General features: G+C 73.6%; 26 protein-coding genes. 11 read left to right on the top strand and 15 right to left on the bottom strand.

What is annotated here, in order from left to right:
* The first annotated feature begins 6 nt into the window (after window positions 1-6).
* A complete protein-coding gene (locus tag AB0I60_RS09785) occupies window positions 7-711 on the top strand; it encodes an RNA methyltransferase (RefSeq protein ID WP_360727300.1) in 705 nt (234 codons plus the stop codon).
* Between the two features lie 25 nt (window positions 712-736).
* On the top strand, window positions 737-1825 hold the full coding sequence (locus AB0I60_RS09780) for a glycoside hydrolase family 76 protein (protein ID WP_360727298.1): 1089 nt from the start codon (window positions 737-739) through the stop codon (window positions 1823-1825).
* Window positions 1826-1885: 60 nt separating this feature from the next.
* Here AB0I60_RS09780 and AB0I60_RS09775 read toward each other — a convergent pair whose 3' ends face one another.
* Together AB0I60_RS09775 and AB0I60_RS09770 are read right to left on the bottom strand one after the other, a co-directional pair.
* Window positions 1886-2656: a TIM barrel protein gene (locus AB0I60_RS09775; protein ID WP_360727297.1), complete on the bottom strand. Its 771-nt coding sequence runs from the start codon at window positions 2654-2656 to the stop codon at window positions 1886-1888.
* Window positions 2657-2668: 12 nt separating this feature from the next.
* Entirely contained in the window at window positions 2669-3625 is a 957-nt protein-coding gene (locus AB0I60_RS09770; RefSeq protein ID WP_360727295.1) for a LacI family DNA-binding transcriptional regulator, read from the bottom strand.
* A gap of 68 nt (window positions 3626-3693) precedes the next feature.
* On the opposite strand from AB0I60_RS09770, the gene AB0I60_RS09765 reads away from it, so the two are divergent.
* Both AB0I60_RS09765 and AB0I60_RS09760 read left to right on the top strand, forming a co-directional pair.
* Window positions 3694-4524, top strand: coding sequence for a PfkB family carbohydrate kinase (locus AB0I60_RS09765; protein ID WP_360727294.1), 831 nt, complete (start codon window positions 3694-3696; stop codon window positions 4522-4524).
* Window positions 4512-5141, top strand: coding sequence for a nucleoside/nucleotide kinase family protein (locus AB0I60_RS09760; RefSeq protein WP_360727293.1), 630 nt, complete (start codon window positions 4512-4514; stop codon window positions 5139-5141). The genes AB0I60_RS09765 and AB0I60_RS09760 overlap by 13 nt, the downstream gene beginning before the upstream one ends.
* A gap of 12 nt (window positions 5142-5153) precedes the next feature.
* Here the strand turns inward: AB0I60_RS09760 and AB0I60_RS09755 are convergent, their stop codons facing one another.
* Window positions 5154-5822, bottom strand: a complete 669-nt coding sequence (locus tag AB0I60_RS09755) for a DedA family protein (protein WP_360727291.1) — start codon at window positions 5820-5822, stop codon at window positions 5154-5156.
* Window positions 5823-6004: 182 nt separating this feature from the next.
* Between AB0I60_RS09755 and AB0I60_RS09750 the strand changes: the two genes are divergently transcribed.
* The gene (locus AB0I60_RS09750; RefSeq protein ID WP_360727290.1) at window positions 6005-7375 is read left to right on the top strand and encodes an FAD-linked oxidase C-terminal domain-containing protein; all 1371 of its coding nucleotides are present in this window, start codon (window positions 6005-6007) and stop codon (window positions 7373-7375) included.
* A 66-nt stretch (window positions 7376-7441) separates the two neighbouring features.
* Here the strand turns inward: AB0I60_RS09750 and AB0I60_RS09745 are convergent, their stop codons facing one another.
* The 5 genes from AB0I60_RS09745 to AB0I60_RS09725 form a co-directional block, all read right to left on the bottom strand.
* Entirely contained in the window at window positions 7442-8155 is a 714-nt protein-coding gene (locus AB0I60_RS09745) for a VTT domain-containing protein (RefSeq protein ID WP_360727289.1), read from the bottom strand.
* A 9-nt stretch (window positions 8156-8164) separates the two neighbouring features.
* Window positions 8165-8368 carry a hypothetical protein gene (locus tag AB0I60_RS09740; RefSeq protein WP_360727287.1) on the bottom strand — a complete coding sequence of 68 codons (204 nt, stop codon included), beginning with the start codon at window positions 8366-8368 and terminating at the stop codon, window positions 8165-8167.
* 4 nt (window positions 8369-8372) lie between these two features.
* Complete coding sequence (nagA, locus tag AB0I60_RS09735) at window positions 8373-9524, bottom strand: N-acetylglucosamine-6-phosphate deacetylase (protein WP_360727286.1); 1152 nt, start codon at window positions 9522-9524, stop codon at window positions 8373-8375.
* Complete coding sequence (locus AB0I60_RS09730; RefSeq protein WP_360728511.1) at window positions 9521-10417, bottom strand: ROK family protein; 897 nt, start codon at window positions 10415-10417, stop codon at window positions 9521-9523. Before AB0I60_RS09730 ends, nagA begins: the two co-directional genes overlap by 4 nt.
* 308 nt (window positions 10418-10725) lie before the next feature.
* Window positions 10726-11304, bottom strand: coding sequence for a SigE family RNA polymerase sigma factor (locus AB0I60_RS09725; protein ID WP_360727285.1), 579 nt, complete (start codon window positions 11302-11304; stop codon window positions 10726-10728).
* Between the two features lie 67 nt (window positions 11305-11371).
* Here AB0I60_RS09725 and AB0I60_RS09720 point away from each other — a divergent pair, with 67 nt between their 5' ends.
* On the top strand, window positions 11372-11656 hold the full coding sequence (locus AB0I60_RS09720) for a YciI family protein (protein ID WP_360727283.1): 285 nt from the start codon (window positions 11372-11374) through the stop codon (window positions 11654-11656).
* Here AB0I60_RS09720 and AB0I60_RS09715 read toward each other — a convergent pair.
* Window positions 11653-12570, bottom strand: a complete 918-nt coding sequence (locus AB0I60_RS09715; RefSeq protein WP_360727282.1) for an SDR family oxidoreductase — start codon at window positions 12568-12570, stop codon at window positions 11653-11655. The two genes, AB0I60_RS09720 and AB0I60_RS09715, sit on opposite strands and share 4 nt — an antisense overlap.
* Window positions 12571-12601: 31 nt before the next feature.
* On the bottom strand, window positions 12602-13546 hold the full coding sequence (locus AB0I60_RS09710; protein WP_360727281.1) for an aldo/keto reductase: 945 nt from the start codon (window positions 13544-13546) through the stop codon (window positions 12602-12604).
* A gap of 110 nt (window positions 13547-13656) precedes the next feature.
* Here AB0I60_RS09710 and AB0I60_RS09705 point away from each other — a divergent pair, with 110 nt between their 5' ends.
* Window positions 13657-14484 carry a TIGR03620 family F420-dependent LLM class oxidoreductase gene (locus AB0I60_RS09705; RefSeq protein WP_360727280.1) on the top strand — a complete coding sequence of 276 codons (828 nt, stop codon included), beginning with the start codon at window positions 13657-13659 and terminating at the stop codon, window positions 14482-14484.
* A 101-nt stretch (window positions 14485-14585) separates the two neighbouring features.
* Here AB0I60_RS09705 and AB0I60_RS09700 read toward each other — a convergent pair whose 3' ends face one another.
* A complete protein-coding gene (locus AB0I60_RS09700; protein ID WP_360727278.1) occupies window positions 14586-14870 on the bottom strand; it encodes a DUF427 domain-containing protein in 285 nt (94 codons plus the stop codon).
* A gap of 95 nt (window positions 14871-14965) precedes the next feature.
* On the opposite strand from AB0I60_RS09700, the gene fbaA reads away from it, so the two are divergent.
* Window positions 14966-16000: a class II fructose-bisphosphate aldolase gene (gene fbaA, locus AB0I60_RS09695; RefSeq protein WP_360727277.1), complete on the top strand. Its 1035-nt coding sequence runs from the start codon at window positions 14966-14968 to the stop codon at window positions 15998-16000.
* A 127-nt stretch (window positions 16001-16127) separates the two neighbouring features.
* Here the strand turns inward: fbaA and AB0I60_RS09690 are convergent, their stop codons facing one another.
* On the bottom strand, window positions 16128-17264 hold the full coding sequence (locus tag AB0I60_RS09690) for a hypothetical protein (protein ID WP_360727275.1): 1137 nt from the start codon (window positions 17262-17264) through the stop codon (window positions 16128-16130).
* Between the two features lie 314 nt (window positions 17265-17578).
* Here AB0I60_RS09690 and AB0I60_RS09685 point away from each other — a divergent pair, with 314 nt between their 5' ends.
* Window positions 17579-17986: a DUF3151 domain-containing protein gene (locus AB0I60_RS09685; protein ID WP_360727273.1), complete on the top strand. Its 408-nt coding sequence runs from the start codon at window positions 17579-17581 to the stop codon at window positions 17984-17986.
* A gap of 11 nt (window positions 17987-17997) precedes the next feature.
* A complete protein-coding gene (locus AB0I60_RS09680) occupies window positions 17998-19206 on the top strand; it encodes an FUSC family protein (protein ID WP_360727272.1) in 1209 nt (402 codons plus the stop codon).
* 65 nt (window positions 19207-19271) lie between these two features.
* On the opposite strand, the gene AB0I60_RS09675 is transcribed toward AB0I60_RS09680, so the two are convergent.
* The 3 genes from AB0I60_RS09675 to AB0I60_RS09665 all read right to left on the bottom strand — a co-directional run bounded on the left by AB0I60_RS09675 (window position 19272) and on the right by AB0I60_RS09665 (window position 20944).
* Complete coding sequence (locus tag AB0I60_RS09675) at window positions 19272-19520, bottom strand: hypothetical protein (protein ID WP_360727270.1); 249 nt, start codon at window positions 19518-19520, stop codon at window positions 19272-19274.
* A complete protein-coding gene (locus AB0I60_RS09670; protein WP_360727268.1) occupies window positions 19520-20158 on the bottom strand; it encodes an HNH endonuclease family protein in 639 nt (212 codons plus the stop codon). The genes AB0I60_RS09675 and AB0I60_RS09670 overlap by 1 nt, the downstream gene beginning before the upstream one ends.
* Before the next feature lie 108 nt (window positions 20159-20266).
* Entirely contained in the window at window positions 20267-20944 is a 678-nt protein-coding gene (locus AB0I60_RS09665; RefSeq protein ID WP_360727266.1) for a hypothetical protein, read from the bottom strand.
* 86 nt (window positions 20945-21030) lie between these two features.
* On the opposite strand from AB0I60_RS09665, the gene AB0I60_RS09660 reads away from it, so the two are divergent.
* Entirely contained in the window at window positions 21031-22320 is a 1290-nt protein-coding gene (locus tag AB0I60_RS09660; RefSeq protein ID WP_360727265.1) for an adenylosuccinate synthase, read from the top strand.
* Window positions 22321-22434 lie beyond the last annotated feature (114 nt).

Here is a 22434-nt window from a genome sequence, read left to right as displayed (position 1 = left end):
GTGGAGGTGGCGGGGTACGCCGTGGACGTCGTGCTGGAGGGGTTCCACGCGGTCAAACACGCGCTGAGGTTCGGTGCGGTGGTCGACCCGCTGGTCGTGCTCGACCGGGACGCGGCGGTGGCGTTCGCCCGGTCCCACGCGCCCGACCTGGTCGGGGCGTTCGAGCGGGCGGCGGTGGTCGACGCGGCCGGGTTCGCCCGGGTCGCCGGGCGCGCGCACCCGACCGGCGTGGCCGGGGTGGCGGCGCGGCCCCGGGTGGACTGGGCGGCGGTCCCGCCGTCGTCGCCGCTGGTGCTGCTGGACAACCCGCGCAACCTCGGCAACTTCGGCGCGGTGGTGCGGGTGGCGGCCGGCCTGGGCGCGCGGGGCGTGGTGTCGGTCGGCGACGTCGACCCGTGGCACCCCACCGTCGTGCGGGGCAGCGCCGGCCTGCACTTCGCGCTGCCGGTGGCGCGGTTGGCCGGGCCGGAGGACGTGCCGGGCGAGGTGGTCGCGTTCGACGCGGACGGCGAGGACCTGCGGACCGCGCGCATCCCGGACGACGCCGTGCTGGCGTTCGGCTCGGAGCGGCACGGCCTGTCCGACGCGGTCCGGGCGCGCGCCGATCGGGTGGTTTCGCTGCCGATGCGGCCGAGGGTGTCCAGCTACAACCTGACCACGAGCGTGGCCATGGCGCTCTACCACTGGGAACTGTTCCGACGAGCGTCTTGACCGGTCAAGTGCGCAAGCTGGAACCGTGACGACGCCCAAGATCCTCAACGCCCGCGCGGGCGTGGCCGAACGTGCTGTCGAGTCGCGCCACCTGCGGCGGGTCTGGGGGGTGCCGGGCACCGTCCTGGGCTCCGCCGCGTGGCCGGTGGACTGGCCCGGCCGCGTGCACGTCCGGTTCAACTACTGGTGGCAGGCGCACCTGCTGGACTGCGTCCTGGACGCCCAGCTTCGCGCCCCGTCCGAGGCCCGGCTGAAGCTGGTCCGCCGGCTCGTCCGGGGCATCCGCGTGCGCAACGTGGTGAGCTGGACCAACGACTTCTACGACGACGTCGCCTGGCTCGGCCTCGCCCTCCAGCGCGCCGAGCGGGCCGGGGCCGGCAAGCCGCACGCCGTGGACGCCATCGCCCGCCGGCTGCGGTCGGGCTGGACCGACCACGGCGGCGGCGGGATCTGGTGGAAGCGCGACGACGACTTCAAGAACGTGCCGGCGAACGGCCCGGCCGCCATCTTCTTCGCCCGCCTGTCCGGGAGGGGCGGCGAGCGCGAGGACCTCACCCGCGCCCGGTCCATCGTGGACTGGCTGGAGGACTGCCTGCGCGACCCGGACACCGGGCTGTTCTGGGACGGCCTGCACGTCCACCCGGACGGCTCGGTGCGCGAGGTGGAGAAGAACTTCTACACCTACTGCCAGGGCGTGGTGCTCGGCGCGTGCGTCGAGCTCGGCCCGCCCTACGACGACCTCGCGGCGGGCGTGATCACCGCCGTGGACAAGCACCTCGCCGCGAACGGGGTGCTGCGCGGGCACGGCGGCGGCGACGGCGGGCTGTTCAGCGGCATCCTGCTGCGCTACCTCGCGCAGGCCGCGCTCCGGCTGGACCGCCCCGAGGCGGCCAAGGCCGCCGACCTCGTGTTCCGATCTGCGGAAGCCGTGTGGGGCAACAGGTCCATGGTGGTCAGCGGCCCGCTGTTCGGTCCGGAGTGGACCGAGCCCACCGGGCGGCCCACCCCGGGCCGGGCGGAACGCGACCTGTCCGTGCAGCTCGGCGGCTGGATGGCGCTGGAGGCCGCCGCCCTGCTGGAACGCGACGGCGGCTTCGCGCCGCCACGGCGCTGATCCGGGTCGGCTGGTCAGCGCCGCCTCGACGTCGACCCGGGACGCCGGACGGCGTCGGCTTCACGCCGCCACGGCGCTGACCCACGCCAGCAGCACGGCGGCGTCCTCCCGGAACCGCTGCGGCGAGTCGTCGGCCACGGACTCCAGCAGCACGTGCCGGTCCACGCCGTCGCGCGCCAGCTCGGCCAGCACCGGCCGCCACAGGTCCTCCCGCGCGGCCAGCGGGAGCCGGTCCCGGCCACCGGCCGCGTCCCGCGAGAACACGTGCGCCGAGGTGAGCCGGGGCAGCAGCGTCCGGACCTCCTCCACCGCGCCCGCCACGTCCCGCGCGCCGCCCGGCCGCCAGCACGGCACCACCGAACCGTGGCCGACCTCCGCGTACAGCCGGTGCGCCGACTCCGGCGTGTCGGTCAGCGTGCCGCGCCGGTGCTCCACCGCGATCCGGACGCCGTAGTCGTCGGCGCACTCCGCCGCCGCCCGGATCGCCGCCACCACGCGGGAGCGCTGCCCGGCCGACGTCCCGGCGGAGCCGGTCGCCCCGGCCCGCACCCGGATGCGCGGCGCACCCAGCTCGATCGCCGAGGCCACCACCGCCGGCCACCCGGCCGGGTCGGTCGCCCCGGCGTGGTAGCCGGAGCCGTACGCCGACACGCTCAGGCCCGCGCCCGCGCACCGGTCCCGCGCGTCCCGCGCGCCCGCGAGGTCGTGCACCGGCACGTGCACGTCGCCGTCCCACTCGACGGTCCACAGCCCGCACGACCGCGCCAGGTCGACCACCCGGGGGACGGAGAGCGCGCGGAAGGTCACCGAGGCCAGGCCGGGTACCAGCACCGCCCCACCGTACTAGTGGCACCCGCAGGAGCGGCGGTGTTTCAAGGCGGGCGGGAGCCGGATCGTCTCGGGCGCGCGGCCGGGGTCGGCGATGCGGGCCAGCAGCAGCCGCACGGCGGTCCGGCCGATCTCCTCCACCGGCTGCGCCATGGTGGTCAGCGGCGGGTCGACCAGCTCGGCCCACTCCACCTCGTCGTAGGCGACCAGCGCCAGGTCCGCGCCGATCCGCACGCCCCGCGCGCGGGCCGTCCGCAGCACGTCCACCAGCACCTGGTGGTCGCCCACCACGACCGCCGTGGTCCGGCCCAGCAGCGGGTCCAGCGCGCCCGCGACCAGCTCCTCGTCCCACGCCAGCCCGGCCCGGCCCAGCCCGAGGCGGTAGCCGAGGACCCGCTCGTCCGTGGTGGCCAGCCCCGGCGTGCCGGTGACCAGCCCGATCCGCCGGTGGCCCAGCTCCGCGAGGTGCCGCACCAGGGTGGAGGTGGCCTGCACGTTCTCCGGGCCGACCTGGTCCAGGTCCCGCGCCACGGTCAGCCGGTCCACCAGCACCGTCGGCACGCCCAGCCGGCGCAGCTCGGGCAGCGCGGCCGACCCGGACGTGGGGGTGAGCAGCACGCCGTCCACCCGCCGCGACCGCAGCATCCGCACCGCCGCCTGCTCGGACTCCGCCTCGCCCCGGGTGTCGATCAGCACCAGCGAGTACCCGGCCCGGGTCGCCTCGCTCTCGATCGCCGCGATCAGCTCCGCGAAGTAGGGGTGCGACACCAGCGACACCGCCAGCCCCAGCGACTTCGTGCCCCCGGTGACCAGCGAGCGGGCGATCGCGTCACCGGTGTAGCCGGTCTCGTCGATCGCCTTGAGCACCCGGTCGCGGGTGTCGGGCGCGACCGACCTGGTCTCGTTGATCACGTGTGAGACCGTGGTGATGGAGACGCCGGCCAGCGCGGCGACCTCCTTCATGGTGACCATGTGCCCGTCCCCGTTCGGCCTTGCGCAAGCGATTGCGGGCGACGATACCGGCTCGGAGGTGCGCGGGCGTGACGACGGTGCTGTGCGTGGGGCTGACCACGCTGGACGTCACCCAGCAGGTGGCCGAGTTCCCCCTGCCGGGGCAGAAGGTGCAGTCCTCGTCCGTCCACACGGCACCCGGCGGGCCCGCCGCGAACGCCGCGCGCGCCGTGGCCGCGCTGGGGCACCGGGCGGTGCTGCTCACCGCGCTCGGCGACGAGCCGGGCGGGGTCGCGCGCGGCCTGCTGGCCGGCGTCGAGGTGCACGACCTCGGCCCCGGCGGTCCCGCGCTGAGCGTGGTCGTGGTGCGCGAGCGCGACGGCGAGCGGACCGTGGTGTCCCGCAACGCCCCCGCGTTCCGCCCGCTGACCACTGTGGACCCCGCGCTGGTCGCCGGGGCCGACGTGGTCCTGCTCGACGGCCACCTGGGGCCGGCCGCGCTGGAGGCCGCCCGCCTGGCGCGGCGCGCGGGCGTGCCGGTGGTGCTGGACGCGGGGAGCTGGAAACCTGTCCTGGACGACCTGCTGCCGCTGGTGGACGTCGCCGCGTGCTCGGCGTCCTTCGCGCTGCCCGCGCCCGAGGTGCACGCCCGGGGCGTGCCGCTGGTGATCCGCACGGACGGCGCCGCGCCCGTCACCTGGTCGCAGGGCGGCACGACCGGCGCCGAGCCCGTGCCCCCGGTGCCCGACGTGCGCGACACCAACGGCGCCGGCGACGTGTGGCACGGTGCGCTGGCGGTCGCGGTGGCGCGCGGCCTGCCGGTGGCCGAGGCGGTGCGGTGGGCGAACGCGGTCGCCGCCGTGCGGGTGCGGCACGCCGCGTGGGACTGGGTGGAGGAGCTGGTGCGGTGGCGGGGGTGAGGTTCGACGAGCTGGTCGACCGCGCGCGGCGGCTGGCCGCGCCCGGCGGGCGCAGGCTGCTGGGCATCGCCGGCGCACCGGGGTCGGGCAAGTCGACGCTGGCGCGGCGGCTGGTCGACGCGCTGGACGGGCGGGCCGCCCTGGTCGGCATGGACGGCTTCCACCTCGCGCAGCGCGAGCTGGAGCGGCTGGGCATCGCCGACCGCAAGGGCGCGCCGGACACCTTCGACGCGGCCGGCTACCTGGACCTGCTGGGCCGGCTCCGGGCGCGCGGGCCGGACGTGGTGTACGCGCCGGAGTTCCGCCGGGAGATCGAGGAGCCGGTGGCGTGCGCGGTGCCCGTGCCGCCGGACGTGCCGCTCGTCGTGACTGAGGGCAACTACCTGCTGGTCCGCCACGACCGGTGGGGCCGCGTCCGGGCCGCGCTGGACGAGGTGTGGTTCCTGCGGGTGGACGAGGACTTGCGGGTGGCCCGGCTGATCGACCGGCACGTGCGCCACGGGCGGTCGGAGGCGGAGGCGCGGGAGCGGGTGCTGCGCGGCACCGACCACGTCAACGCGCAGGTCGTCAACGCCACCGGATCCGCCGCCGACCTGGTGATCACCGACGTCCTGTGACGCCGGCGGGTGCTAGCTGCTCGGGGTGTTCAGCTCTTCCTCGACCGGCTTGCGCATCTCCTGCCGGTAGCGGATCAGGCCGTAGGCGGTGCCGACCACGAAGAACGCCACGCTGGCCACCACCGCCGCCGTCTGGAGCCACGGGATCGAGGTCAGCAGGCCCGCGCCGTAGTAGCCGGCCAGCACCAGCGTGGGCACCCAGGCGAGCGCGCCGATCGTGGTGGCCAGCATGAACCGGCGGGGGTCCATCCGCGCCGCGCCGGCGATCATCGGGGCCAGCGTGCGCACCCACGGGATCCAGCGGGCCAGCACGATCGCCCAGAAGCCCCGGCGGTCCAGGAAGTCCCGGGCCTTGGCGAGGTTCTCCTTGTTGAGCACCTTGCCGCCGCGCCGGGCGAGCAGCCTCGTCCCGGTCTGCCGGCCGATGTAGTAGCCGATCTGGTTGCCGACCACGGCCACGACCATCGCGGCGATCGACAGCAGCCACGCGCTGAGCTCGCCGTCGTGCTGGGCGAGCACCACGCCCGCCGCGAACAGCAGCGAGTCGCCGGGCAGGAACAGGCCGAAGATGAACGCGCACTCGAAGAAGACGAAGCTCAGCGTGATGAGCCACACGGCCAACGGGCCGGCGGAATCCAACTGGTCGAACGCCAGGGCTTCGGACGATGCGGACAACACCACGGTGCCACCCTACGTGCACGGGTGCGCCCAGCAGGGCCACTCCGGGCGAACGCCTGCCGAAAGCTTGGCGACCGCGACCCGGCCGGCCGCCTCCGACGACGGCCCGGGACGCCCGGCAGCGCACCTCTGTGGACCGAGCGCAACCCCTCGATCACGCGGCGTGCGAACGTTAGCGTGGGAGTATGTCCCTGATCACACAGCTCCAGGCGGCGCTCGGAACCGACGGTGTGTTGACCGACACCGACGTCACGGCCGCCTACCAGCGCGACATGATGCTGCTCGCGCCGTACGGGCAGCCGCTGGCCGTGGTGCTGCCCACGTCGGCGGAGCAGGTCCAGTCGGTCGTGCGGGCGTGCGCGGGGGCCGGGGTGCCGATCGTGCCGCGCGGAGCGGGCAGCGGCCTGTCCGGCGCGGCGAACGCGGTGGAGGGCTGCGTCGTGCTGGTCACCACGAAGATGGACACCATCGTCGAGGTCGACCCGGACAACCGGCTGGCCGTGGTCGAACCCGGTGTGGTCAACCTCGACCTGCGCGGCGCGGTCGAGAAGCACGGGCTGTTCTACCCGCCCGACCCGTCCAGCTACGACTGGTGCACGATCGGCGGCAACCTGGCCACCAACGCGGGCGGGCTGTGCTGCGTGAAGTACGGCGTCACCACGGACTCGGTGCTCGGCCTGGACGTCGTGCTCGCGTCCGGCGAGCTGCTCAGGACCGGCCGTCGGACCGTGAAGGGCGTCGCCGGGTACGACCTGGCCCGGCTGTTCGTCGGCAGCGAGGGCACGCTCGGCGTGATCACCCGGGCCACGCTCGCCCTGCGCCCGCTGCCGCAGGCACCGTGGACCCTGGTCGCCACGTTCGACCGGACGACCGACGCGGGCGCGGCCGTGGCGCGGGTGGTGCGCGAGGGCGTGGTGCCGTCGCTGATGGAGATCATGGACCGGACGTCCATCAAGGCCGTCGAGGAGTACCTGCGGACCGACCTGGAGGCCGACGGCGCGCTGCTGCTCTGCCAGTCCGACGCGGGCGGCGAGGTGGCCCGGCGCGAGCTGGCGACCATCGAGCAGGTGTGCGCGGACTCCGGCGCGACCCTCACCCACGTCACCGACGACCTGGCGGAGGGCCGCGACCTGCTGACCGCCCGCCGGTCCGTGCTGACCGCGCTGGAGCTCTACGGGTCGTGGCTCACCGACGACGTGTGCGTGCCGCGCACCAGGATCGCCGACCTGATCGGCGGCTGCGAGCGGATCGCCGACGAGGTGGGGCTGCGGATCGCCGTCACCGGCCACGCGGGCGACGGCAACATGCACCCGACGGTCGTCTACGACCCGGCCTCGGCGGACGAGTTCGCCCGCGCGCAGCGGGCGTTCGACGCGGTCCTGGAGCTGGGGCTGGCCCTGGGCGGCACGGTGACCGGTGAGCACGGCGTCGGCAAGGTCAAGCGGGAGTGGCTGGCCAGGGAGATCGGCCCGGTCGGCCTGAAAGTCCACCGCGAGATCAAGAGGGCGCTGGACCCGGGGAACCTGTTCAACCCGGGTTCGATGTTCAGCGCCTGAAGCGACCGGGTGCGCCGGCCGGCACCGGGACGGCGGAGGACGCCGGGGCGCCGCCCCGGCACGCCGTCAGTCGATGCGCTTGAACTGCTGGGTGATGTCGTCGGCCTCCTGCGCGAGGAGCGCCTTCTTCTCCCGGCGGGCCTTGATGACCTCGATGACGATCGGCACGACCGAGATCAGCACGATCAGGATCAGCATCATCTCGATGTTGCTGCGCACGAAGGGGATCTGGCCCAGGAAGTAGCCCAGCACGGTCAGCCCGGCCGCCCACGCGACGCCGCCCACCAGCGAGTAGGTGAAGTACTTGCGCGCGTCCATCCGGCCCACGCCCGCCATCGCGGTGATGAACGTCCGCACGATCGGCACGAAGCGGGCCATCACGATCGCCCGCGCGCCGTACTTCTCGAAGAAGCCGTGCGTCTTCTCCACGTACTCCTGCTTGAAGATCTTGGAGTCCGGCTTGCTGAACAGCGCCGGCCCCGCGCGGTGGCCGATCCAGTAGCCCACGACGTTGCCCAGCATCGCGCACGCGGTGAGCAGCAGGCACACCAGCCACAACGGGTAGTCGAGCAGGCCGTTGGCCACGAACAGGCCCGCCGTGAACAGCAGCGAGTCGCCCGGCAGGAAGAACCCGACCAGCAGTCCGCACTCGGCGAAGACGATGAAGCACAGGCCGACCAGCATGTACCCGCCGAGCCCCTGGAGCAGGACCTGGGGGTCGAGCCACTCCGGGCCGAGGGCGAGCGAGGTGGAGGCGTTCACGACCGTCACCCGAACCACGGTACAGCCTTAACGCAGCGTGATCACCGCAACGACCGTCCCGGCGGCCAGCCCGAGCAGCACGGCGATCAGCAGCACCCACCCCGCACCCAGCGCCGGGCGGGGCGGCGCGGGCGGCGGGTCGGCGGGCGGTGCCGGCACGGGCAGTCCGCCGGTGCTGGTGGCCTGGGCGCGCAGCGCGTCGGCCACCAGCCGCTCCTGGTCGTCGGGCACCCGGTCAGTCTTTCACCCAGGCGCCCCGGCTCATCACCTCGCGCGGCTTGTACTCCGCGTCGAGCACCACGAGGTCGGCGGCGAGGCCGGCCCGGATCTCGCCCGCGTCGATGCCCAGCAGCTGGGCGGGGCGGGTCGAGGCGGCGTGCACCGCCTCCCGGATGGTCAGGCCGCAGGAGGCGATGGCGTTGCGGAAGGCCGCGTCCATGGTCAGCGTGCTGCCGGCCAGCGACGCGCCGCCGGCGAGCGTCGGCACGCCGTCCACCACGCGGACCTCCAGGCCGCCCACGTCGTACACGCCGTCGCCCACGCCCGCCGCCGCGATGGCGTCGGTGATCAGCACGGTCCGGCCGACGCCGGCGTGCCGGGCGGCCAGCCGCACGGCGGTCGGGTGCAGGTGCACCAGGTCGCAGATCAGCTCCACGGTGACCCGCTCGTCGTCCAGCAGCGCGCCGATCGGACCCGGCTCCCGGTGGTGCAGCGGGCGCATCCCGTTGAACAGGTGCGTGGCCACCCTCGCTCCGGCCTCCACGGCGGGCCGGATCTGGGCTTCGGTCGCGTCCGTGTGGCCGATCGCGGCCAGGACATCGTTGTCGACCAACTGGCGCACCGCGTCCACGCCGTGCTCCAGCTCGGGCGCGACGGTCACCATCCGGACCATCCCGCGACCGGCCTTGAGGAGCTGGTCGACGGAGTCGCGGTCCGGTGCGCACAGGATGGCGGGGTCGTGTGCGCCGCAGCGGGCCGCCGACAGGAACGGTCCTTCGAGGTGGATGCCCTGCACGACGCCGTCCTCGACCAGCTCGGTCAGCGCCTTCACCTGGTCGGCCAGCTCGGGTATCGGGCGGGACACCAGGCTGGCCAGCAGCGTCGTCGTGCCGTGCCGGCGGTGCGCGGCGGCGGCCTTGCGCACCCGTTCCGGGTCGGCGTTGGTGAACGCCTCCCCGCCCCCGCCGTGGCAGTGGATGTCGACGAAGCCCGGCACCAGCCAGTCCCCGCCGAGGTCGGTGGTCGGGCCGTCCGGCGGCGCTCCCTCACCGACCGCGACGATCGAGCCGTCGCGCACCGCTACCCAGCCGTGGTCGAGCACCCCGTCGGGCGTGACGACCCGACCACCGGTCAGGGCCACGTCCACCGGTCCACCCCACGTGCTCATCTCTCCTCCAGCATGTCGATGGCCAGCAGCGCGGCCCCGAGGCACCCGGCCTCGTCGCCCAGCGCCGCCAGCCGCAGTTCCGGACGCCGCTGGAAGGTGATCAACCCGTCCAGCCGGTCCCGCAGCGGGTCCACCAGCAGCGGGCCGGCCAGCGCGAGTCCGCCGCCCAGCACCACCGCCTCGGGGCCCAGTAGTGCCGCCACCAGCAGGATGCCCCGGGCGAGGGCGTCCACCGCCTCCTGCCACACGGTCACCGCGTCCGGGTCGCCCGCCCGGACCAGCGCGGCCACGCCGGCCGCGCCGTTGACCGGGTTGCCGGTCCGCTCGGTGTACCGGCGGGCGATGGCCGCCGACGAGGCCCGCGCCTCGACGCACCCGGTCTGGCCGCAGCCGCACGGGTCGCCGTGCCCGACGTCGACGTGGCCGATCTCGCCGACGCTGCCGTCGCCCCGGTAGATCCGCCCGTCCAGGACCAGGGCCGCCGCGATGCCGGTGCCGATGGGCACGATCACCGCGTTGCGCAGCCCCCGGGCGTTGCCGATGCGCAGCTCGGCGAGCCCGCCGGCCCGCACGTCGTGCCCGAACGCGGTCCTGAGCCCGGTGCGGGCCTCGACCTCCTTGAGGAACGGGTAGTCCTGCCAGCCGAGGTTGGCGGAGTACACCCCGGTGCCGGTGGTCTCGTCGACGACACCGGGGACCACCAGGCCCACGGCCTCGATCTCGGCATCGCAGCCCGCGCGGAGGTCCTCGACCAGCGAGGCCACGTCGTCGACCACGGCGTCGGCGTCGCGGGTGGTCGCCCGCCGCCGTTGCCGGACCGCCCGGACGTCGAGGGCCGTGCCGGCCACCAGGGCAGCTTTGGTCTCCGTACCGCCGACATCGACGGCTATCACGTGTCTAGTGCGCGCCACGAGGTCCGATAGTGCGGCATCCAAGCACCATTGGTCTATACCAAGTGCCCGATTCCCCCACCCGGTACACGTCCGCCCACCCTTCGCACCCACTTGACAGGCACCCGCTCGCACCTTGCGCGCACGCCGTCACCACGTTCCGTCCGGTGAGCGGACACCGCCCCCGTCCGGCCCGCCGTCCACGTGGGACCGCCGGGCACGACCGCGTGAGGTCACCGGGGCTCCGCCGGGCACGACGAAAGGGCGCGCGGACACCGTTCGGGTCCGCGCGCCTCGTCGTCGGAAGGCGGTTAGCGGGCGGCCATGATCTTCTGCAGGGCGTCCAGCGCCCGGCTCGCCGTGCTCTTCACGGTGCCCTTGGAGATGCCGGTCGCCTCGGCGATCTCGGCCTCGGACAGGTCGCCGTAGTACCGCAGCACCAGCACCTCGCGCTGGCGCGGCGGGAGCTGGGAGAGCGCCGCGACGACCGCCTGGTGCTCGGCCGTGAGCATCGCCAGGCTCTCCGCCGACCGCGCGTTGGCGACGTGCGGCGGGGTGTAGTCGCGGGCGGTCTTGCGGCGGCGCAGCACGCTGCGCGAGCCGTTCACCACCGCCGTGCGCAGGTAGCCGACCGCCGCCTGGGCGTCGCGCAGGTTGCCCCAGTTGCGGTGCAGCCCGGTGAACGCCTCCTGCACCACGTCCTCGGCCGTCGCGGGCTCGTCCACCAGCAGCAGGGCGAGCCGGACCAGCCGCATCCGGTGTTGCCGGTAGAGGTCCTCCAGGGTCAGCGGACCGGACGGCGCGGGTGCCACGCCGTCCTGGATGCGCAGGTTCGTCAGCGTGTCCTGGACACGCGCGATGCCGCCGCTGTTCTGCTCCGAGCCGACCACGCACGTGACGGTACCCGGTCGACCGGTAGCTTCGGCCCCGGCGTAGGCGTCTCGCGGAGGTGGAATCGTGGCCAGGTTCTTGGTCGAGCTGGAGTTCGGCGACAACGTGGACGACCGGCTCGCGGTCCGGCCCGCGCACCGGGAGTACCTGGCGACGCTGGTCGAGCAGGGCAGGCTGCTGGTGTCCGGCCCGTACGCCGACCAGTCCGGCGCGGTGCTGGTGTACGAGGTGGCGGACGAGGCGGAGCTGCGCGAGGTGCTGGCCGCCGACCCGTACGCGCCCGCCGGCGTGGTGACCGCGACGCGCGTGCACGAGTGGCAGACCGTGATGGGCACCTGGCTGGCGGACTAGCGCCCGTCGGCGGGTTTCCGCGTCCCGGCGGCCTGCCCGCCCGGCCCGACCAGGCCGGACCGGCCGCCGTCGGCCATCTCGCGGTCGGCCGCCGGGATGCGGCCGGCCGCCTGCCGGTCGACCACCTTCGGCGTGAGCGCGCGGAGGAACTTGAGCCCGCCGACCCAGCCGGGCACGTGCAGCGCCTTGGACCGCTTCTCGATCCCGCGCACGACCGCGCGGCCGACGTCGGCCACCGGGTACTTCCGGCCGGCCGGGCCGGGCATCCCGCTGCGCATCGGCCCGAACACGGGGTGCTGGTCGGCGCTGTCCACCATGTCGGTGGAGATCCACGAGAAGTAGGCGACGCCGACGTCCACGCCCAGGTGGCGGACCTCGGCGCGCAGGCTGTCCGCGAACGCCTCGCAGCCCGCCTTGGCCGCCGAGTAGGCCGCGTTGCCGGGGATGTGCACGATGGCCGCCAGCGAGGACACCACCAGGCAGTAGCCCCGGCTCGCCACGAGGTGCGGCAGGCAGGTCCGGACGGTCCGCCACACCCCGAGCAGGTTGACCTCGACGACCCGCTCGAACGCCGCCGGGTCCATGGACCGGACGAAGCCGGTCGCGGCGACGCCCGCGTTGGCCACCACGACGTCGATGCCGCCGAAGTGCCGGACCACGCCGTCGACCGCCGCCTCCAGCGCCTGCCAGTCGGTGACGTCGGCCTCCCAGGCCCGGCCGCCGCACTGCTCGGCGACCTGCCGCAGCTGCTCGCCCTCCAGGCCGACCAGCGCGAGCTTCGCGCCCTTGGCGGCCAGCCGCCGGGCCACCTCCGCGCCGATGCCCCGGGCCGCGCCGGTGATCAGGACAACCTTGCCCGCAACGTCCACGGTGACCTCCTCGAACGGGTTCGCCAGGAGGTCACCGTAACGCAACTTACCACGAGTAAGCTACTGCTGAGTTAAGTCAGGGGCGGGTGGCGCCCGCCTCCGTCAGCCGGGCCAGCTCGTCCTCCTTCAGCTCCAGGTGGAGTGCCGGCAGCAGGTCCTCGACCTGCTCGGCGGTGCGCGCGCTGGCGATCGGCGCGGCCACCGTGGGCCGGCTCGCCAGCCAGGCCAGCGCGGTGGCCGCCACGGTCGTGCCGTGCGCCGCCGCCACCTCGTCCAGCGCGTCGAGCACCCGCAGGCCGCGCTCGTCGAGGTACTGCGACGCCGACTTGGCGCGCACGCTGGCCACCTCCACCCCCGGCCGGTACTTGCCGGTCAGGAAGCCGCGCGCGAGCGACCAGTACGGCGCGGACGACAGGCCGCCCGCCGCCACCGCCTCGGACAGCTCGCCCTCGTAGGACCGCTCGACCAGGTTGTAGTGCTGCTGGAGCGCGACGTACCTCGACAGGCCCTCGCGCTCGGCCAGCGCCAGCGCCGAGGTCAGCCGGTCGGCGGTGAAGTTCGAGGCCGCGACGTGCCGGACCTTGCCCGCCTTCACCAGGGCGTCGAACGCCGCAGCGGTCTCCTCCTGCGGCGTGCCGAGGTCGTCCTGGTGGGCGTAGTAGAGGTCGATGTGGTCCACGCCGAGCCTGCGCAGCGAGTTCTCCGCCGCGGTGGCGATGGTGTCCGCGCGCAGGTTGTCCAGGCCGCCGACCTCCAGCATCCCCACCTTGGTCGCGACCACCACCCGGTCGCGGTTGCCGCGCGACCGCAGCCACCGGCCCACGACCGCCTCCGACTCGCCGCCCACGTGCCCGTCGCCCCAGGCCGAGTACACGTCGGCGGTGTCCACGAAGTTGCCGCCGGCCGCGACGTAGGCGTCCAGGACGGCGAACGAGTCGGCCTCGTCGGCGGTCCACCCGAACACGTTCCCGCCCAGGCACAGCCGCGACACGTCGAGGTCGCTGGTTCCCAGATTCGTCATGGCGCGACGGTAAGCGCACGACCTGCGGTCGCGCCGAACGTCACAGCCAGGACTAAATGGTGCCGGTGTCGGGTTGGCTGTGGGCGAGTCGGCGTTCGGGAGGGGACCAGATGACGGTCGAGCTGGGCAGGTACGGGGTGTGGGCGCTCGCCGCGCACTGGGAGGGCCGCGCGGAGCGGGCGGCGGAGCTGGAGGAGCTGGGCCTCGGCGCGTTGTGGCTGGGCGCGGCCCCGGACGGCGGTGTCCTCGGCCTGGTCGGCGAGCTGCTCGGCGCGACGGAGCGGCTGGTCGTCGCCACCGGCATCCTCAACGTCTGGACCACCCCGGCCGAGCAGGTCAACGCGGCCTACCGCGAGCTGGCCTGGACCGACCGGTTCCTGGTCGGCGTGGGCGCGGGCCACCAGGAGATGGTGGGTGAGGTGTATCACAGCCCGTACCAGAAGCTCGTGCACTACCTGGACGAGCTCGACGTGCCCCGCGACCGGCTCGCCCTGGCCGCGCTGGGCCCCCGGGTGCTCCGGCTGGCCGCCGCGCGCACCAGCGTGGCGCACCCGTACCTGGTCACGCCCGACTACACCGCGCGGGCGCGGACCGAGATCGGCGCGGCCACCGTGCTCGCGCCGGAGCAGCACGTGGTGCTGGAGGAGGACGCGGGCCGGGCGCGGGAGGTCGGCCGGGAGAACCTGGCGCTCTACCTGGGCCTGGAGAACTACCGGAACAACTGGCTGCGCCACGGCTTCACCGAGGACGACCTGCGCGACGGCGGCAGCGACCGGCTGGTCGACGCGCTGGTCGCCTGGGGCCCGGTGGACCGGGTGGCGGCCCGCCTGCGGGAACACCGCGACGCGGGCGCGGACCACGTGTCCGTGCAGTTGCTGGGCGACCGGCGGGAGGACTCCCCGCAGTTCCGCGACCTCGCCGCCGCCCTGGCCGAGTAGCGCCCCCGGACGGCGGTTCCGGCCCGGCCCGACGGTGGCCGGTCCTCCGGGCGCCCGGTCGGCGGCGCGGGGGCGGTGCGGTGGCCGCCCCCGCCGGGTCGTCAGGCCGAGATCTCGACGCCCTTCCAGAACGCCACGTGGCCCTTGATGTTGGCCGCCGCCTCCTTGGGCTCCGCGTAGTACCAGGCGGCGTCGGGGTTGTCCGCGCCGTCGACGTGCAGCGTGTAGTAGTTCGCGGTGCCCTTCCACGGGCACACGGACGTGGTGTCCGAGGGCCTGAGGTACTGGGCGTGCACCGCCTCCAGGGGGAAGTAGTGGTTCCCCTCCACCAGTTCGGTCTTGTCGCTCTCGGCGATGATCTCGCCGTTCCACCGTGCGATCGCCATGGACCCACTATGCCGGTGATCAACTTCCCCTGCCGGGCGGTGCCCGTAGGATGCCGCTCGACACCGCGTTCCGGGCACCCGAGGAGGACCACACGATGCCCATCGCAACCCCCGAGGTCTACGCCGAGATGCTTGACCGGGCGAAGGCGAACGAGTTCGCCTACCCCGCGATCAACGTCACCTCGTCCGAAACCCTCAACGCGGCCCTGCGCGGCTTCGCGGAGGCCGAGAGCGACGGGATCATCCAGGTCTCGACCGGTGGTGCCGAGTTCGCGTCCGGCACCAAGGTCAAGGACATGGTCACCGGTGCGGTGGCACTGGCCGAGTTCGCGCACGTGGTCGCCGAGAAGTACCCGGTGAACATCGCGCTGCACACCGACCACTGCCCCAAGGACAAGCTCGACGGCTTCGTCCGGCCGCTGGTCGCGCTCAGCCAGGAGCGCGTCGACCGGGGCCTGAACCCGCTGTTCCAGTCCCACATGTGGGACGGCTCGGCGGTGCCGCTGGACGAGAACCTGAAGATCGCCGCCGACCTGCTGGAGGCGACCGCCAAGGCGCGGATCATCCTGGAGATCGAGATCGGCGTCGTCGGCGGCGAGGAGGACGGCGTCGCCAACGAGATCAACGACAAGCTCTACACGTCGCCCGAGGACTACCTGAAGACGGTGGACGCCCTCGGCACCGGCGAGAAGGGCCGCTACCTGGTCGCCGCGACGTTCGGCAACGTGCACGGCGTGTACAAGCCGGGCAACGTCAAGCTCCGCCCGGAGATCCTCAAGCAGGGCCAGGACGTGGTGGCCGGGAAGCTGGGCCTGCCGGCCGGCGCCAAGCCGTTCGACCTGGTGTTCCACGGCGGCTCCGGCTCGCTGCTGGAGGAGATCCACGAGGCGCTGACGTACGGCGTGATCAAGATGAACATCGACACCGACACGCAGTACGCGTTCACCCGGCCGATCGTGGGCCACTTCTTCACCAACTACGACGGCGTGCTGAAGGTCGACGGCGAGGTCGGCAACAAGAAGGTCTACGACCCGCGCAGCTACCTGAAGGCGGCCGAACAGGGCATGGCGGCCCGCATCGCCCAGGCGTGCGAGCACCTGAAGTCCTCCGGCCGGATGATCGCCGGCTGAGTCCCCCGCCGGCGCGACGGCGTTGCGCCGCAGGCAGTGCACGACAGCGCCCGACCGGAACCCCGGTCGGGCGCTGTCGCTTCTGCGAGCCGCCCGCGTCGGGCACGGGCGGCTGTCGGGTCTTCGGTCAGAGGGGGCCGGTGCCCGCCGGCGCGGGTCGGTGGGCGTCCGGTGCCCAGCGCCGTGCCACCACGTCGACGGCCGTCCACAGCGCGGCGAGCACCACGAACGTGATCGCGGCCGAGGCGTGGTCGACCGGTGGGCCGGCGTCGAGCGACTGCTGCACCCAGATGCCGCCGTAGCCGAGGCCGGTCACCGCCGCCGCGCCGAGGACCGCCGCCACCGGCGCGGGTACCCGGCCGAGGTGTGCGGCGTCCACCGCGAGGCCGATCAGCACCAGGAACACCGGCACCGCCGACAGCGGGAAGTCCGCGCCGGCCAGCAGCGGCCAGATCAGGCACCGGTAGGCGACGTAGCCGGCGGCGACGGCGGTGGCCGCCCAGCGGCGGCCGGTGGTGCGCCGGGCCACCACGAGCACCAGCGCCGCCGCGACCAGGCCCCACACCGGGTACACCCAGTCCGGGATGGGCAGCGAGAACGCGACGATCGACTCCCGGTCCACCGGCCGGCCGATCTGGTCGGCGGCGAACTGGAGCAGGATCGGCTCGGCGTACGGGTCGCCCCGGTCCCAGGACGCGATCTCCAGCACCCCGTACTCCTGGTGCTGATTGGGGAACCACGCGTTCTCCAGGAAGAAGAACCACAGCGCGGCCAGGCCGGGCGTGCGCCACCGCGACTCCGGGAACAGCCGGAGCCAGCCGCGCAGCGCGCCCGCGAGCATGATCGCCGTGCCGAGGTAGAGCAGCGCGTGCGACCCGCTCCACGAGGTGATGTCCAGGCCGTTGACCCGGTGGTTGATCAGGTCGATCGGCAGCGCCACCAGGAAGATCCCGGTGCCCCACTGCATCAGCCGCAGCGCGGGCCGGTCCGCGCCGTAGCCGGTGTAGGTGTGGAACAGGGTCAGCGCGACGACGATGACCGTGCCGACCGTGTTGATCATGTGGGGCGGTGCCAGCTCGTCGCGCAGCCACTTGAAGTGCCAGGCGACGTCCCACGACGACCCGATCAGCTTCAGCAGCAGCCCGAGCAGCCACAGCTCGTACAACCCGGCGACGAGCGCCGGCGGGGTCGCGCGCCCCGGCTCGCCCCGCTCCCAGTACTGGTCGCGGAACTGCGCGACGCGTTCGGTAACCCCCGTTTTCACCCGAACATGATGCGTGCCGCCCGGACCGCCGGGAAGGGAGGACAGCCCTGGTCTTTGCCGGGGCCTCCCCTAGGGGGACGGTGATGACCAGCACGTTCGGTGCGGAACTGGCGCTATCGGGTGAGCAGCGTTGCTCCTTCCGGCCCAGCACGGAAAGGTGCTGGGCTGAGAGTTCGCTGAGAACTCCGGCAGGGGTCGAGGAGTGCGGGGAGTGTCGAACGCCATGGGCAAGAGGGTCGTCGCCGGGATCGTGGTGACCGCGGTGGTGCTGGCGCTGATCGCCGGCGCGGCGCGGGTATTCCTATCCTGAGCGCATGGAGAACCTGCTCGGCCCCGACCCGACGCTGCTGCCCGACCGGCCGGAGGCGCAGTCCGCCGCAGAGGCGGGCACCGACCCGGCCAAGATCGTCCGCGCCTACCCGGACTTCAGCGAGGCGTGGGCGCTGCTCGCCGAACGCGCGTTGCAGACCGGCGACCCGGTGACCGCCTACGCCTTCGCCCGCACCGGCTACCACCGGGGCCTGGACCAGCTCCGCCGCGCCGGCTGGAAGGGCTTCGGCCCGGTGCCGTGGTCGCACCGCGCCAACCAGGGCTTCCTGCGCGCGCTCGCCGCGCTGGCCCGCGCCGCCGACGGCATCGGCGAGTCCGAGGAGTACGAGCGCTGCCGGAAGTTCCTGGCCGACAGCGACCCGTCCGCACCCTCGGCGCTCGGCCTGGGCTGACCGTGGGAGCCGTGCGCGACGAGCTGGTGCGCCGGGTGCAGCGCTGGCGCGGCACGGCCCTGCCGATCGGCCAGGCCGCGCTCGCCGCCGGGCTGTCGTGGCTGGTGGCGACCTCCGTCGTCGGCCACGCGCGCCCGTTCTTCGCGCCGATCGCCGCCGTCGTCTGCCTGGGCGTGTCGCTCGGGCAGCGGCTGCGGCGGGTGGTGGAGCTGGTGGTCGGCGTGTCCGTCGGCGTCGGCGTCGGGGACGTGCTGATCTCGCTGATCGGCTCCGGGCCGTGGCAGATCGCGCTGGTGGTGGCGCTGGCCATGTCCACGGCCGTGCTGCTCGACGGCGGCGCGGTGATCGCCCTGCAATCCGGCTCGTCGGCGGTCCTGGTGGCGACCCTGCTGCCGCCCAGCGCGGGCGGCGGCCTGGACCGCATGGTGGACGCGCTGGTCGGCGGCCTGGTCGGGCTGGCGGTGACGGCGCTGCTGCCCGCGAACCCGCTGACCGTGGCGCACCGGCAGGCCAAGGTCGTGTTCGGCGAGCTGGTCGCGGCGCTGCGCGGGGTGGCGAAGGCCGTGGCGGAGCAGGACGCCGTGCAAGCGGCGGGCGTGCTGGCCCGGCTGAGGTCCAGCCAGGAGGCCGTGGACGACTTCAAGACCGCGTTGCAGACCGGCGGCGAGATCGCCACCATCGCGCCCGTCCGGTGGCGTCGGCGCAACGAGCTGGGCCGCTACCAGGCCACCGCGACCCCGGTCGACTACGCGCTGCGCAACACCCGCGTGCTGGCCCGCCGCGCGCTGGCGGCGCTGCGCGACGGCGAGCGGATGCCGGACACCCTGCCCGCCGTGCTGCGCAAGTACTCGGACTCGCTGGACCTGCTGCGGGTGGAGCTGGCCCGGGGCGACGAGCCGGTGCAGGCCCGCGCGGCGGTGCGCGACGCGGTGGCGGTGGCCACCACCCACCAGCTCGGCGGCGACGGGTTCTCCACCAGGGTGGTGCTCGCCCAGGTCCGCTCGGTCGCGGTGGACCTGCTCCAGGCCACCGGCCTGTCCCGCGCCGAGGCGGCCGGTTCGCTGCCGCCCCTGGCCCGCAGGAACGACCACGACGGGAAGCCGCCCGCCAGTCCGCCGGTGGGTGGGGGAGCAGAGCCCCCGGGTGGTGCCGGGTCGTCTCCGCCCGCCGGTGGCGAGGACCCGCCCGGTCGGGCCGGGGCACGGCCCCCGTCCGACTGAGCGACCCGTCCGGTTCCCCGGTCGGGCCGGGTCGCCGCCCCCGGCAGGCGGGGGCGGCGACGGGGTCAGCCGAGGGGGCGGTGCAGGACGCCCCGGAGCACCTGGTGCACGCCCGCGTGGTCGCGCGGGTCGGCGACGCGGCAGGCCGCCCCGGTGACGGCGTACCACTCGTCCGCTCCCGCGTAGCGCACCTTCGCCCGCACGACGCCGTCCGCGAGCGTCGTGCGCAGTTCCAGCTCGCCCGTCACGACGCCGACCTCGTCGGTCATCACGCCACCGGGCCCGGCCACGATCGGGGACGAGTAGTCGGCCATCAGCACCTTCCGAGCATCGACTGCAACGCGGTCTTCTCGGTGGAATTCACCTTGAGGCCCCACCGGTACTTCGTGCGCACCCACATCTTGGCGTACGTGCACCAGTACCCGGTGAGCGGCGGCTTCCAGGCGGCCGGGTCCTGGTCGCCCTTGGCCTGGTTGACGTTGTCGGTCACGGCGACGAGCTGCGGGCCGGCCAGGTCGTTGGCGAACTGCTCGCGCCGGGCCGTGGTCCACGCCGACGCGCCGGACCGCCACGCCTCGGCCAGCGGCACGACGTGGTCGATGTCCACGTCGGACGCCGCCGACCAGGTCGCGCCGTCGTACGGGCTGGTCCAGCGGCCCGACGTGGCGGCGCACGACGAGTCGGTGACCACGTTGGTCCCGTCCCGCTCGAGCACGGTCTCGCGGGTGTTGCAGGCGCCGGAAACGGTGCTCCAGTGCGGGAACTGCTCGCGCGAGTACCCCGCCATGGACCCTTCCGCCGCGATGGTCAGCGACGCGAGTTCGGACCGGGCCGTGGCGGCGGTAGGGATGCCGGGCGGGGTGGCGAGCGCGGGCGCGGCGAGGCCGAGGGTGAGCGCACCAGCCAGGAGCAGGGGGATCGGGTATCGGGCGGCTTTGCCAACCGTTGACATAATTCCGACCTTCCTAGTTGGAAGCTGTCGGAATCACCCTGTGCTCATCGTCCTACCTGCTCAACACCTCCGGGTGACACTCTCGTGGATTGCGCACGAACGCTGGGTTTAGTGCAGCCCCCGGACCAGCCGCAGGTCCTCCGTGTGGCGGTACCAGGTCCACTTGCCCATCGGGCGCGGGTGCGCGACGCCGTCGACCGTCACCTGCACGGGCAGGCACCCGAGCTGGAAAGCGCGCCCGGCGGTCGTCTTCACCTTCTTCATGATCAGCCGCTTGTGGATGACGCTCACCACCAGCCCGAGGCCGTTGTCCGGGTCCGGCGTCACCTCGACCCGGCTCGCCTGGCCGCGCAGCACCACCGTGTCGTCGGCGTACCCGACACCGCGCACCGGGCCGAGCGACCCGAGGCCGAGCAGCACGCCGCCCACGTCGTCGCGGACCAGCGGGATGCGATCGGGATCACCCGACAGGGCGAGGTCCAGCGCCCGTCCGAGGTCCGTCGGCAGGCCCCACAGGCGGGCCACGGCGGAGCCCTCGTCGGCCGGCAGGTAGCCCAGCGCGACTTCGGTCAACCGATCGGTCCGCAGCAGCCGCAGCACCACGGCGTTGAGGTCCGCGTCCGTCCCGTGCACGATGAGACGGTCGTCACCCAGATCGGCGAAAATCGGGTCCACCTCGGCTTTTCCGGGCTTCGCGGGCACCCTGCGCACCACGAACCGGTCACCGTCAGTGATCAACGGCGACTGCGAGTTTCCGCAGGCCAACACGATTCCGCGCACTCTCATCTCCTGGTCTACCCTCGAGCACCGGCAAGTGACGGCCCAGCCGTCGTAGGCTCCGCTCTTACCCGTCGAACCGCTTGGAGTTTCACATGCCGGCCGTAGTGCTGATCGGCGCCCAGTGGGGCGACGAGGGCAAGGGCAAGGCCACCGACCTGCTCGGTGAGCGCGTCCAGTGGGTGGTCCGCTACCAGGGTGGCAACAACGCCGGGCACACCGTCGTGCTGCCCGACGGCCAGAAGTTCGCCCTGCACCTCATCCCCTCCGGCATCCTCACGCCCGGCGTGACCAGCGTGATCGGCAACGGCGTCGTGGTCGACCCCGGCGTGCTGCTCGACGAGCTGGCGGGCCTGGAGCAGCAGGGCGTGGACACCTCCCGCCTGCTCATCTCCGCCGACGCGCACTTGATCATGCCCTACCACGTGGCGATCGATAAGGTCACCGAGCGCTACCTCGGCAAGGCCAAGATCGGCACCACCGGCCGGGGCATCGGCCCGTGCTACCAGGACAAGATCGCCCGCGTCGGCGTCCGCGCCCAGGACGTGCTGGACGAGAAGATCCTGCGGCAGAAGGTGGAAGCCGCCCTGGACTTCAAGAACCAGGTGCTGGTCAAGGTCTACAACCGCAAGGCGCTCGACCCGGAGCAGGTCGTGGACAGCGTGCTGGAGCACGGCGAGAAGTTCGCCTCCCGCATCGCGGACACCCGGCTGCTGCTCAACCAGGCGCTGGAGCGCGGCGAGACCGTGCTGCTGGAAGGCTCGCAGGGCACCCTGCTCGACGTCGACCACGGCACCTACCCGTTCGTCACCTCGTCCAACCCGACCTCCGGCGGCGCGAGCGCGGGCTCGGGCATCGGGCCCAGCCGGATCACCACGGTGATCGGCATCCTCAAGGCGTACACCACGCGCGTCGGCTCCGGCCCGTTCCCGACCGAGCTGAACGACGAGATGGGCGAGCACCTGCGCAAGACCGGCGGCGAGTTCGGCGTCACCACCGGCCGCTCCCGGCGCACCGGCTGGTTCGACGCGGTGATCGCGCGGTACGCGTCGCGGGTCAACGGCATCACCGACTACTTCCTGACCAAGCTGGACGTGCTGTCCGGCCTGGACAAGGTCCCGGTCTGCGTCGGCTACACCATCGACGGCGAGCGCGTGGACGAGATGCCGATGACGCAGACCGACGTGCACCACGCCGTCCCGGTGTACGAGGAGCTGCCCGGCTGGTTCGAGGACATCAGCCACTGCCGGACGTTCGAGGAACTGCCCGCGAACGCCCGCGCGTACGTGGAGCACCTGGAGTCCATCTCCGGCGCGCGGATCTCGGCCATCGGCGTGGGTCCCGGCCGCGACCAGACGATCGTGCGGCACGACGTGCTGGCCTGAGCCGACCCCCTTCCGCACGGTGCCTCCGCTCCCGACGCTGTCGGGGTTGGAGGCACTTCCACGATCCGGGACGGCCCGCCCGCCCGTTGACTCCCGCCGGCCCGCGCGCGAAAA

Source organism: Actinosynnema sp. NPDC050436 (genome assembly GCF_040655415.1).
Classification (GTDB): Bacteria; Actinomycetota; Actinomycetes; order Mycobacteriales; family Pseudonocardiaceae; genus Actinosynnema.
Note: the sequence above shows the minus strand (reverse complement) of the source record. Positions and strands in the feature narration are given on the sequence as shown.

Bases quoted from the DNA above. Each gene is read 5' to 3' on its own strand.
- AB0I60_RS09660 (WP_360727265.1), top strand. From the start codon at position 21,031: ATGCCGGCCGTAGTGCTGATCGGCGCCCAGTGGGGCGACGAGGGCAAG.
- AB0I60_RS09685 (WP_360727273.1), top strand. From the start codon at position 17,579: ATGGAGAACCTGCTCGGCCCCGACCCGACGCTGCTGCCCGACCGGCCG.
- AB0I60_RS09665 (WP_360727266.1), bottom strand. From the start codon at position 20,944: ATGAGAGTGCGCGGAATCGTGTTGGCCTGCGGAAACTCGCAGTCGCCG.
- fbaA (WP_360727277.1), top strand. From the start codon at position 14,966: ATGCCCATCGCAACCCCCGAGGTCTACGCCGAGATGCTTGACCGGGCG.
- AB0I60_RS09670 (WP_360727268.1), bottom strand. From the start codon at position 20,158: ATGTCAACGGTTGGCAAAGCCGCCCGATACCCGATCCCCCTGCTCCTG.
- AB0I60_RS09710 (WP_360727281.1), bottom strand. From the start codon at position 13,546: ATGACGAATCTGGGAACCAGCGACCTCGACGTGTCGCGGCTGTGCCTG.
- AB0I60_RS09705 (WP_360727280.1), top strand. From the start codon at position 13,657: ATGACGGTCGAGCTGGGCAGGTACGGGGTGTGGGCGCTCGCCGCGCAC.
- AB0I60_RS09675 (WP_360727270.1), bottom strand. From the start codon at position 19,520: ATGGCCGACTACTCGTCCCCGATCGTGGCCGGGCCCGGTGGCGTGATG.
- AB0I60_RS09700 (WP_360727278.1), bottom strand. From the start codon at position 14,870: ATGGCGATCGCACGGTGGAACGGCGAGATCATCGCCGAGAGCGACAAG.
- AB0I60_RS09770 (WP_360727295.1), bottom strand. From the start codon at position 3,625: ATGGTCACCATGAAGGAGGTCGCCGCGCTGGCCGGCGTCTCCATCACC.
- nagA (WP_360727286.1), bottom strand. From the start codon at position 9,524: ATGAGCACGTGGGGTGGACCGGTGGACGTGGCCCTGACCGGTGGTCGG.
- AB0I60_RS09750 (WP_360727290.1), top strand. From the start codon at position 6,005: ATGTCCCTGATCACACAGCTCCAGGCGGCGCTCGGAACCGACGGTGTG.